This window comes from Nocardioides sp., assembly GCF_036274455.1.
In the GTDB taxonomy this organism is placed as follows: domain Bacteria; phylum Actinomycetota; class Actinomycetes; order Propionibacteriales; family Nocardioidaceae; genus Nocardioides.
Window position 1 is genome coordinate 1 of the sequence record NZ_DASUFR010000089.1, and the last position, 11,154, is coordinate 11,154.

Annotated in this window: 9 protein-coding genes; 5 read left to right on the top strand and 4 right to left on the bottom strand. The window is 71.2% G+C overall.

Features of this window, described 5'->3' with window-relative positions:
* Positions 1-670: glycoside hydrolase family 6 protein (locus VFV89_RS08845; protein ID WP_329705561.1), on the top strand; the 670-nt coding region annotated here is incomplete at its 5' end.
* A gap of 18 nt (positions 671-688) precedes the next feature.
* Here the strand turns inward: VFV89_RS08845 and VFV89_RS08850 are convergent.
* Entirely contained in the window at positions 689-2,176 is a 1,488-nt protein-coding gene (locus VFV89_RS08850) for an aminopeptidase P family protein (protein ID WP_329705562.1), read from the bottom strand.
* A gap of 69 nt (positions 2,177-2,245) precedes the next feature.
* Between VFV89_RS08850 and VFV89_RS08855 the strand changes: the two genes are divergently transcribed.
* From VFV89_RS08855 to VFV89_RS08865, 3 genes are all read left to right on the top strand, one after another.
* Positions 2,246-3,367 (top strand): PrsW family intramembrane metalloprotease, encoded by a 1,122-nt coding sequence (locus tag VFV89_RS08855; RefSeq protein WP_329705563.1) that lies wholly within the window; start codon positions 2,246-2,248, stop codon positions 3,365-3,367.
* A gap of 5 nt (positions 3,368-3,372) precedes the next feature.
* On the top strand, positions 3,373-5,142 hold the full coding sequence (locus VFV89_RS08860; RefSeq protein ID WP_329705564.1) for a dynamin family protein: 1,770 nt from the start codon (positions 3,373-3,375) through the stop codon (positions 5,140-5,142).
* A 91-nt stretch (positions 5,143-5,233) separates the two neighbouring features.
* Complete coding sequence (locus VFV89_RS08865) at positions 5,234-6,904, top strand: GTPase (protein ID WP_329705565.1); 1,671 nt, start codon at positions 5,234-5,236, stop codon at positions 6,902-6,904.
* Positions 6,905-6,912: 8 nt separating this feature from the next.
* On the opposite strand, the gene VFV89_RS08870 is transcribed toward VFV89_RS08865, so the two are convergent.
* Positions 6,913-7,392, bottom strand: coding sequence for a single-stranded DNA-binding protein (locus VFV89_RS08870; RefSeq protein WP_329705566.1), 480 nt, complete (start codon positions 7,390-7,392; stop codon positions 6,913-6,915).
* A gap of 151 nt (positions 7,393-7,543) precedes the next feature.
* On the opposite strand from VFV89_RS08870, the gene ettA reads away from it, so the two are divergent.
* A complete protein-coding gene (gene ettA, locus VFV89_RS08875) occupies positions 7,544-9,226 on the top strand; it encodes an energy-dependent translational throttle protein EttA (RefSeq protein ID WP_329705567.1) in 1,683 nt (560 codons plus the stop codon).
* Positions 9,227-9,241: 15 nt separating this feature from the next.
* Here ettA and VFV89_RS08880 read toward each other — a convergent pair whose 3' ends face one another.
* Positions 9,242-9,733, bottom strand: coding sequence for a MarR family winged helix-turn-helix transcriptional regulator (locus VFV89_RS08880; RefSeq protein WP_329705568.1), 492 nt, complete (start codon positions 9,731-9,733; stop codon positions 9,242-9,244).
* 48 nt (positions 9,734-9,781) lie between these two features.
* Positions 9,782-10,999, bottom strand: a complete 1,218-nt coding sequence (locus VFV89_RS08885; RefSeq protein ID WP_329705569.1) for an acetyl-CoA C-acetyltransferase — start codon at positions 10,997-10,999, stop codon at positions 9,782-9,784.
* Positions 11,000-11,154: the final 155 nt, after the last annotated feature.

Sequence of the window (11,154 nt, forward strand, 5' to 3'; positions counted from 1 at the left end):
GCGCGACTACAAGAGGTGGATCGACCGCTTCGCCGCGGGGATCGGCGACGCGCACGTCGCGCTGGTGCTGCAGCCGGACGGTCCCTTCGCGCTGTGCGCTCCGGGTGGGTCGCAGCTGCCGTCACAGCTCGTCGGCTACGCCTCGCACGTGTTCGGTGCCCTGCCGCACGTCAGCGTCTACGTCGATGCGGGGGCCTCGGACTGGCTGCGCAACGACCCGGCCAAGGCGGTGCGGTTGCTGGTGCCGGCGGGCATCGACACCGCCCGCGGGTTCGCGCTCAACTCGACCCACTACGCGTCGACCTCGGCCGAGATCGCCTTCGGCACCGCGGTGGTGCAGGCGCTCGCCGCGGCGGGGTACGCCGACAAGCACTTCGTGGTGAACACCGCGGCCAACGGCGCGCCGTTCAACGGCTACGACTACCACGGCCCGAACTTCGACAACGCCGTCGCGTGCCGGACCAAGGGGCAGGAGGCCTGCGTCACCCTCGGCATCCCACCCACCGCGGACGTGGCCAACCCCGCATGGGGACTCTCGGCCACGGACGCGGCCAACGCCGCGGCGTACGTCGACGGCTACCTCTGGATCGGCCGGCCGTGGCTCTACATGCAGTCCGACCCGTTCGACCTCAAGCGCGCGCTGGCGGTCGCCCGGACGACGCCCTACTGAGCCCGCCGCTCCCCGCGCTCAGGGCAGGTGGCGGCCCATCCACTCCTCGACGTCGGCCGAGGTGCGGGGGAGCGACGCCGAGAGGTTCACCGGGCCGTCGGCGGTGACGAGGATGTCGTCCTCGATCCGGATGCCGATGCCACGCAGCTCCTCAGGGACGAGCAGGTCGTCCTCCTGGAAGTAGAGGCCCGGCTCGACGGTCAGCACCATGCCGACCTCGAGGTCGCCCTTCGGGTAGATCTCGGGGGAGGCCCCGGCGCAGTCGTGGACGTCCATCCCGAGCATGTGGCTGACCCCGTGCAGGGTCCACCGCGAGTAGACCTTCGACTCCGGGTCGAGCGCCTCCTGCGCCGAAACGGGCAGCAGGTCGAGGTCCTCGAGCCCGTGCGCGAGGACCTGCACCGCGGCGTTGTGTGCCGAGAGGAACGGCTGCCCAGCCACGGTCGCCTCGATGCCCTTCTGCTGGGCCTGGTGGACGAGGTCGTAGAGGTCGCGCTGGAGCTGGGTGAACCTGCCGTCGACCGGGAGGGTGCGGGTCACGTCGGCGGTGTAGAGGTTGCGGCCCTCGACGCCCATGTCGAGCAGGACCAGCTTGCCCGGCTCGATCGGGCCGGTGTTGTCGATCCAGTGCAGCGTCGTGGCGTGCTTGCCGCCGCCGACGATCGAGTCGTAGCCGACGTCGTTCCCCATCGCCCGGGCGCGGCGTTGGAAGGTGCCCTCGATCCAGCGCTCGCCGTACTCGAGCACCTGCTTCCACTCCCGGACGCTGTCCTCGAAGCCGAGCGCGGTGATGTCGCACGCCTCCTGCAGCTGGGCCACCTCCCAGTCGTCCTTGATCAGCCGGAGCTCGCCGACCACGCGCTGGAGGTCGGCGTCCATCGCGTCGTCGGCGGCCACCATCCGGTCCACGTCGGCGGCGACGCCGCGCAGCACGCGGGTCTTGGCGCCGTTGGTGGAGGTGAGCCGGTCCTGGAGCGTGTCGATGTGCCGGCACTCGATGCCGAGGGAGTCCGAGAGCTCGTGCAGGGACGGGCGCCGGCCGACCCACAGCTCGCCGTACTGGCGGTCGCGGAAGAACTCGTCGGTGTCGCGCGCCGAGCGCGGGCGCGCGTAGAGCACGGACTCGCCGTCCTCGACGACCAGCACCGCGTCGCTGGTCTGGTTGCCGGAGAAGTAGGTGTGGGCGGTGTCGGGGCGGAACTTGTAGTCGGTGTCGTTGGAGCGGACCTTGAAGGTGCCGGCGGGCAGCACCAGCCGCTCACCGGGGAACATCCCGGCCAGCTTGTCGCGCCGCGCGGCGGCCCGCTCTGCCACCGGCTGGCGCGGCAGGTCCAGCTCGCGGTCTCCCCAACCGGTGCGCATGAACGCGGCGTAGGCCTCCGGGACGGCCGGGTCGTGGGCCTCGGTGTGCAACTCCGGTGCGGCCTTCGTGGGGTCGCCTCCGGTGTCGTCGCCGGTGTCGCTACCGGTGTCGCCGAGGGCCTCGCTCGTCGTCTGATCGCTCACGCTCGTCACTGTACGCCGCAGCGTGGTTGCGCGGCTCGAGCCGCCTGAGGGGGCCATACACTCCCCGCCATGGCTTCCCCCCGTCGTGACAGCCGGGCGTTCACCGTCGTGGTGATCGTCCTGGTCTGCCTCGGCGCGTTGCCGATGCTGCTGATCATCGCCCTCTCGAGCGCACCGGGGATCACGGTGCTGGCGACCGTGCTCGCGGCGGTGCCGGTGGTGCCCCTCGTGCTCTGCTACCTGTGGCTGGACCGCTACGAGCCCGAGCCGCGCAAGCTGCTGCTGCTCGGCCTGCTCTGGGGCGCCTTCGCGGCGACGTTCGGGGCCCTGGTCGTGCAGGGCATAGGTGGTCTGTTCGCCGGCGTCAGCGACAGCGTGGGGCTGGCCGTGCTGGCACCGGTCACCGAGGAGGCCAGCAAGGGCCTGTTCCTGGTCCTCCTGCTCCTGTGGCGGCGGGCGGAGCTGGACGGCGTGCTCGACGGCATCGTCTATGCCGGGATGGTCGGCATCGGGTTCGCCTTCACCGAGAACATCCTCTACCTCGGTGCGTCCTACAACGGGACCGACGGCATGGGTCCCGGCGGGATCGCCGGCGTGACCGGGACCTTCGTCGTCCGGTGCCTGTTCAGCCCCTTCGCCCACCCCCTGTTCACCGCGTTCACCGGGATCGGCGTCGGCATCGCGGTCACCACGCGCAAGCCGGCCGTGCGGTGGCTGGCGCCGGTTGTTGGGTACTGCTGCGCGGTGCTCGCCCACGCCACCTGGAACAGCTCGACGATCTTCGGGTTCGAGGGGTTCGTTGGTGCCTACTTCCTGCTGATGGTCCCGGCCTTCGCCGGGCTCGTGTGGCTGGGGGTCTGGTCGCGGCGCTCTGAGCGGAGGATGCTGACGGCAGCGCTCGGTGACGCCGCGCAACGAGGCCTCTTCCCGGCGACAGACATCGGCTGGGTCGTGGACCTCCGAGCTCGGCGGGCCGCCCGGGCGTACGCCAGGCAGACGATGGGAAAGGCTGGAGAGGACGCCATGCGCGACTACCAGCAGGCCGCGATCGAGCTGGGTTTCCTCCATCACCGCTACCTGCGCGGCACTGCGCCGAAGGACTACGCGGTCCGAGGCCAGGACTACCTCGCCCGGATCAACGCGATCCGCCCGAGCATCGCCTTCCCCGGACAGGTGGTGCCCACGAGATGACGACCGTGCCCGACCCGACCAACCCGTTCAGCATCGCCAACGGCGGGGGAACGCCGACCGCCGGCTCCTACGGCACGGTGATGCTGACCGCGCTGGTCCGGCTGCACCACGCGCTCCAAGCGGTCCGGCTGCCCCTGGAGATGCCGGGCGTCGCCGAGCAGCGCACCGGGCTGAAGGAGATGGTCGACCAGCTCGAGGACTACGTCATCCCGCGGGTCACCACGCTCGAGGCACCGCTCCTGACCGTGGTCGGCGGCTCGACCGGCGCCGGCAAGTCGACGCTGGTCAACTCGCTCGTCGGGCACAAGGTGACCCAGCCCGGGCTGCTGCGGCCCACCACGCGCTCGCCGGTCCTCGTGCACAACCCGGCCGACACCGTCTGGTTCGGCGCCGACCGGCTGCTGCCCGACCTCGAGCGGGTCGACCACCCGACCACCGACCCCGCCGCGCTCCAGCTGGTGGCGGCCGACGAGGTGCCGCCCGGGCTCGCGATCCTCGACGCCCCCGACGTGGACTCCGTGGTCGAGGAGAACCGCGAGCTCGCCGCCCAGCTGCTCGCCGCCGCCGACCTGTGGCTCTTCGTCACCTCCGCGGCGAGGTACGCCGACCAGGTGCCCTGGGAGTTCCTGCGCCAAGCCGCCGAGCGGTCCACCGCGGTCGCCATCGTCCTCGACCGGACGCCCGAGGACGCCGTCCAGACCGTGGCCACCCACCTGGCCCGGATGCTGGCCAGTCGCGGGCTCAAGGACTCGCCGCTCTTCGTGGTCCACGAGGGGCCGGTCAGCGACCAGGAGCTGCTGCCCACCGCCTACGTCGCGGAGATCCGCGGCTGGCTGGAGTCGCTCGCAGCCGACGTCGCGGCCCGTCAGCAGGTGGTGATCCAGACCCTCGACGGTGCGGTGCGCACGCTGACCCGGCGCACTTACCCGGTGGCCGACGCGGCCGCCGAGCAGGTGGCGGTGGCCGACCGGCTGCGCCGGGACGCGACCGCTGCCTACGACGACGGCGTCGCGAAGGTGGTCGCCGGCATGGAGGACGGCACCCTGCTCCGCGGCGAGGTGCTGGCGCGCTGGCAGGAGTTCGTCGGGACCGGCGAGCTCCTCAAGGGGCTCGAGACCAGGGTCGGCCGTTTCCGCGACCGGGTGGTCAACATCGTCAAGGGCAAGCCCCAGCAGGCCGAGCGCGTCACGGTGGCGATGGAGTCCGGTCTGGAGATGCTGATCCTGGAGCACGCGGAGGCCGCCGCCGAGCGGGCAGAGGCCTCGTGGCGGCAGCTGGCCTCGGGCCAGGCCCTGCTCAAGGATGCCGGCGCCGACCTGGGCCGGGCCTCGCGCGAGCTGCGCCGCAACGCCGAGCAGGCGGTGCGCGACTGGCAGTCGGACGTGCTGACGATGGTCCGGACCCAGGGTCAGGACAAGCGGACAACGGCGCGGTTCCTCGCGTTCGGCGTCAACGGCCTCGCGGTGGCCCTGATGATCGTCGTCTTCTCCTACTCCTACGGGCTCACCGGCGCCGAGGTCGGGATCGCGGGCGGCTCGGCCGTGCTCGGGCAGAAGCTGCTCGAGGCCGTCTTCGGCGACCAGGCCGTGCGCAGCCTCGCAGAGCGGGCCCGGAAGTCGCTGGAGGCGCGGGTGCGCGAGCTCTTCGCGGCCGAGCTGGCCCGCTACACCGCCCTCCTCGACGGCCTAGCCCTCGACCCGGAGACCGCCGAGCAGCTGCGCCGTGCATCTCGCCGCGTGGAGGACGCGCGGTACGCCGGGCAGCGCGGCTCCTGACCACCGATTAGTCTCGGACCCGGCTGGACCCCACCAGCCGCGCTTCAGCACAGCCACCACCCCGATGCCGAGCCCTATGCCGAGGGAGCCCATGACGTCCTTGCTCGAGGGTGCGCGCAGGTTGGTCGCGCGCGGGTCGGACCTCGGAGCCCGGGTCGAGGCGCTCCAGTCGGCGGTCGAGGCGGCGCGGGGCAGGCTCGACGACGAGGTCGTCGACCAGGCCAACGAGATCGTCGAGCGGGCCGCGAGCCGGCTCCGGCTCTCGGCCGACCACACCGTGGTCGCGATCGCCGGCGCCACCGGCTCGGGCAAGTCCTCGACGTTCAACTCGCTGACCGGCCTGGAGCTGTCGGCAGTGGGCGTCCGCCGCCCCACCACCTCCTGGGCCACCGCCTGCGTGTGGGGCAGCGAAGGTGCCCAGGAGCTGCTGGAGTGGCTCGGCATCCCGCCTCGGCATCAGACCACGCGTGACTCGATGCTCGACGCGGCCAGCCTCGTGGCCCGCCCGCGCACCGACCACGACATGGACGGCGTGGTCCTGCTCGACCTGCCCGACCACGACTCGACCGAGGTCGCGCACCACCTCGAGGTGGACCGGATCGTCAAGCTCGCCGACCTGCTCGTGTGGGTGCTCGACCCGCAGAAGTACGCCGACGCCGCGATCCACGACCGCTACCTCGCCCCCCTGGCCAGCCACGCCGACATCACCGTGGTCGTGCTCAACCACATCGACACGGTGCCGGCCGACCGGCGCACGTCGATGCTCGAGGACGTGCGCCGACTGCTGGACCAGGACGGGTTGCGACAGGTGCCGGTCATCGCCACGAGCGCGCGCTACGGCGAAGGCATGGCCGAGCTGCGGGCCGAGATCGTGCGCCGGGTCGCCGACAAGAAGTCGGCCCGCCAGCGCATCGAGGCCGACCTGCGCGCCGTGGCCGCCCGCTTCAACGAGGAGTGCGGCACCGGCAAGCCCCGCTCGCTCGCCTCCGGACGGGTGCAGGCCATGGAGGAGGCCCTGGCCGACTCGGCGGGTGTCCCGACGGTCGTCGCCGCGGTGGAGCGGTCCACTCGGCTGAGGGCCGGTCAGGCCACCGGCTGGCCGGTCATCTCCTGGATGGCGCGGCTCAAGCCGGATCCGCTCAAGCGGCTCCACCTCGACCTCGGCCCCGCCGGCAGGCACCTCGTCGGGCGCGCCCGCACCTCGATCCCCGAGGCGACACCCGTCCAGCGCGCCAAGGTCGACAGCGAGGTCCGCGCGCTCGCCGACGACGTGTCGGCCGGGATGACCCGGCCGTGGGCGGACGCGGTGCGGAGGGCCTCGACCTCGCGGCTGGACGAGATCGGCGACCGTCTCGACCGCCAGATCGGGGCCACCGACCTCGGCGTGGCCAGGATCCCGGTCTGGGCCGGTGCGGTGCGCGTGCTGCAGTGGCTGCTGATCCTCGCGGCCCTGCTCGGCGGCGGTTGGACCCTGGCGCTCGCCGTCTCGGGCTCGCTGGGCGACGACTCGGTGCCGGAGTATTGGGGGATCGACCTGCCGGTCCTGCTGCTGGTCGGCGGCGTGGTCGTCGGCATCCTGCTCGCGCTGCTGTGTCGCATCCTCGTCGACGTGACGGCCCGCAACCGCGCGGCCACCGCGGACCGGAAGCTTCGCGCCGCCGTCCACGACGTCTCCGCCGAGCTCGTCGTGAAGCCCGTCGAGCAGGAGCTCGAAGCGTTCCGGACCGTGCGCACCGGCCTCGACAAGGCCCTCGCCGGTTGAGGCAGGGCTCACGCGGCCGCCCCGGCCACCCCCTCACTGGCCACCCCCTGACTGGCCACCCCTTGACTGGCCACCCCTTGACTGGCCACCGCAGCCTCATCGACGCGTGACTCCCCGCGCTCGGGCCGCTTGGGCTGGGTGCGACGGAACTGGCTGGTGCCCAGCGACAGGTCGTGACCGACCGACACCGCGGTGACCTCGAGCGCGCTGTGCTCCACGCCGTCCTTGACCCAGCTGCTCTGGCTGAGCCGACCGTGCACGACCACCGGGTCGGCTCGCCGCAACGAGTCGCGACAGTTGTCGGCGAGCTGGCGCCAGGCCTTGACGGTGTACCACTGCGTCGTGGCGTCGACCCACTCCGAGCGCTTGGCGTCGAACCAGCTCGGCGTGACGCCTAGCCGGAAGTCGGCGACCGGGGTGTCGCCGGCCAGCCGGTGGCGGACGTCGGTGCCCAGCCAGCCGCGCAGGGTCACGTAGGTCTCGTTCATCGAAGGGACTCCTCTCGTCGGGTGTTGCGAACGACGCAGACCCTCGTGACCGGCGCCGACGGTCGGACGAGCGCGGCGAGCTCCTTGTGGACAACCCTCGGCCCCGTCGAGGATGTGGAGAGTTACTGGCTCACAACTACGCTCGTCCACCATGGCGGAGTACGTGTTCACCCTGCGCAACGTGCGCAAGGCCCACGGTGACAAGGTCGTCCTCGACAACGTCACCCTGTCGTTCCTGCACGGCGCGAAGATCGGCGTGGTCGGGCCCAACGGCACCGGCAAGTCGACGCTGCTGCGGATCATGGCCGGGCTCGAGCACGCCAACAACGGCGACGCCATCCTCGACCCCGAGGCCACCGTCGGCATGCTCGAGCAGGAGCCGCAGCTGACCGAAGGCAGGACCGTGCTCGAGAACGTCGAGGAGGCCGTCGGCGACCTCAAGGCGAAGCTGGACCGGTTCAACGCGATCTCCGAGCAGCTCGCCGACCCCGACGCCGACTACGACACGCTCCTGGCCGAGATGGGCGACCTCCAGACCGATCTCGACCACGCCAACGCCTGGGACCTCGACAGCCGGCTCGACCAGGCCATGGACGCCCTGCGCTGCCCGCCTCCCGACGAGCTGGTCGACCACCTGTCCGGTGGCGAGCGCCGCCGGGTCGCGCTGTGCAAGTTGCTGCTGCAGCAGCCGACGCTGCTCCTCCTCGACGAGCCGACCAACCACCTCGACGCCGAGTCGGTGCAGTGGCTGGAGGGCCACCTCAAGTCATACCCCGGCGCCGTGCTGGCGATCACCCACGACCGCTACTTCCTCGACAACGTCGCCGAGTGGATCCTCGAGCTGGACCGCGGGCGCACCCACCCCTACGAGGGCAACTACTCGACCTACCTCGAGACGAAGAAGGAACGGCTCAAGATCGAGGGCCAGAAGGACGCCAAGCGCGCCAAGATGCTCGAGCGCGAGCTCGAGTGGGTGCGGTCGAACCCGAAGGCCCGCCAGACCAAGAGCCGCTCGCGTCTGGCGCGCTATGAGGAGCTGGCGGCCGAGGCGGACCGGAACCGCAAGATCGACACCTCGGAGATCAACATCCCGGCCGGGCCGCGCCTCGGTGACGTGGTCCTCGAGGCCAAGGACCTGTCCAAGGGCTTCGACGACCGCCTCCTCATGCACGACCTCTCGTTCACCCTGCCGCGCGCCGGCATCGTCGGCGTGATCGGCCCGAACGGCGTCGGCAAGACCACGCTGTTCCGGATGATCACCGGTCAGGAGCAGCCCGACTCCGGCAGCCTCGTCGTCGGCCAGACGGTGAAGATCTCCTACGTCGACCAGAGCCGCGGCGGCATCGACCCCAACAAGAACGTCTGGGAGGTCGTCTCCGACGGCCTCGACTTCATCAAGGTCGCGAACTTCGAGATGAACTCTCGCGCGTACGTCGCCTCGTTCGGCTTCAAAGGCCCCGACCAGCAGAAGAAGGCGGGCGTCCTCTCCGGTGGGGAGCGCAACCGGCTCAACCTCGCGCTCACCCTCAAGATGGGCGGCAACCTGCTGCTCCTCGACGAGCCCACCAACGACCTCGACGTCGAGACCCTCCAGTCGCTCGAGGACGCGCTCCTCGACTTCCCGGGCTGCGCGGTGGTCACCTCGCACGACCGGTGGTTCCTCGACCGCATCGCCACCCACATCCTGGCGTGGGAGGGCGACGACGAGGACGAGGCGAAGTGGTTCTGGTTCGAGGGCAACTTCGCGGCCTACGAGGACAACAAGGTCGAGCGCCTCGGCATCGAGGCCGCCCGCCCCCACCGCGTCACCCACCGCCGGCTGACCCGCGACTGAGGTCGGACCCAACCCCTAACGGAGCTCCATCTCGGGGTGGGCGGACACGAGGCTGTCGGAGACCGCGTCGAAGACGCGGCCGAGGGCCTCGAAGTCGGCGGGGGTGGCGAGGTCGACGAGGTGGGCGCGCACGCCGGCGACGTGGGTGGGTGCCGCGCGGACGAGGAGGTCATGACCCTTGTCGGTGAGAGTGGCCAGGATGCCGCGGCCGTCGTCGGGCGAGCTCGAGCGCTGGACGAGGCCGGCCTTCTCCATCCGGGTGATGGTGTGCGTCACCCGGCTGCGGCTGTGCGCGAGGGCGTCGGCGAGCGCCGCCATCCGCATCTGGCCGTCGCGCTCGGAGAGGCGGACCAGGATCTCGTACTCGACGAGGGAGATGTCGTGGGCCTCGCGCAGCTCGTCGTCGAGGCGGTCGAACAGCAGGGTCGTGCCCATGACGAGGGCCCGCCACGACCGCTGCTCGCCGGCGCTGAGCCACCTGGTCTGCCTGGGATCGGGGGAATCCACGACAGGGGAGTGTATGTCTCCTCCGTCACTCACGTCGCCGGGCGCTGCTCAGCCGAGCCGCTCCAGGATCAGCGCCATCCCCTGGCCGCCCCCGACGCACATCGTGATCAGCCCGGTCGACTTGTCGTGGAAGTCCAGCGAGTTGAGCATCGTGTTCTGCAGCCTGGCCCCGGTCATCCCGAACGGGTGGCCCACCGCGATCGCGCCACCGTTGACGTTGAGCCGGTCGATGTCGATACCGAGGTCCTGGTAGGACGGCACGACCTGCGCCGCGAACGCCTCGTTGATCTCGACCAGGTCGATGTCGCCGATGCTCATGCCGGCGTTCGCCAGCGCCCGCTTGGTCGCCTCGACCGGGCCGAGCCCCATGATCTCGGGGGAGAGCGCGCTGACGCCGGTGGCCACGATCCGGGCCAGCGGCGCGATGCCGAGCTCCTTGGCGCGGGTCTCGCTCATGACGATGACGGCCGCGGCGCCGTCGTTGAGGGCACAGCAGTTGCCGGCGGTGACCACACCGTCGGGACGGAAGACCGGCTGGAGCTGGGAGACGGCCTCGTAGGTGACGCCGGCGCGCGGTCCGTCGTCCTTGCTGACCACCGTGCCGTCGGGGGTGGTGACGGGGGTGATCTCGCGCTCCCAGAACCCGTCCGCGATCGCCTTCTCGGCGAGGTTCTGGGACCGGACGCCGAACTCGTCGAGCTCCTTGCGGTCCAGGCCGCGCAGCTTCGCGACGTTCTCCGCGGTCTGGCCCATGGCGATGTAGACGTCGGGGAGGGTGTCGTCCTCGCGCGGGTCGTGCCAGCCGTGGCCGCCCTGGGCCTGTTCCTCGGTGCGGGCCTTGGCCTGGTCGAAGAGGTGGTTCTGGGTGTCCGGCCAGTGGTCGGAGGTGCCCTTGGAGAACCGCGAGACGGTCTCGACGCCCGCCGAGATGAACGCGTGGCCCTCGCCGGCCTTGATCGCGTGGAAGGCCATCCGGGTGGTCTGGGCGGAGCTCGCGCAGAACCGGTTGATGGTGGCGCCGGGAGTGCCGTCCAAGTCGAGCAGCGTTGCCACGACCTTGGCCATGTTGGCGCCGTGGCGGTGCGACGGCTCGGCGCACCCGAGGTAGATGTCCTCGATGAGGGACTTGTCGAGGGCGGGGATCTTGTCGAGCGCCGCCTGGATCACGGTCGCGGCGAGGTCGTCGGGCCGGATGTCCTTGAGCGAGCCCTTGAAGGCGCGCCCGAACGGCGAGCGGGCGGTCGAGACGATGACGGCTTCGGTCACGATGTCCTCCTGCGGACTGCTGTGTCTGCGGGCACCCGGAGGTAAGCGGGCGCTCAGTTCCACACGATCGTATGCCGCTGGGTCGGGTTCGCGACACCCGCACCCCTATGGCGTGCGTCTCGTCCGGCCCCGCGATCCTGATTGAGTGAACGGGT

Bases quoted from the DNA above. Each gene is read 5' to 3' on its own strand.
- VFV89_RS08870 (WP_329705566.1), bottom strand. From the start codon at position 7,392: ATGAACGAGACCTACGTGACCCTGCGCGGCTGGCTGGGCACCGACGTC.
- VFV89_RS08865 (WP_329705565.1), top strand. From the start codon at position 5,234: ATGACGTCCTTGCTCGAGGGTGCGCGCAGGTTGGTCGCGCGCGGGTCG.
- VFV89_RS08855 (WP_329705563.1), top strand. From the start codon at position 2,246: ATGGCTTCCCCCCGTCGTGACAGCCGGGCGTTCACCGTCGTGGTGATC.
- ettA (WP_329705567.1), top strand. From the start codon at position 7,544: ATGGCGGAGTACGTGTTCACCCTGCGCAACGTGCGCAAGGCCCACGGT.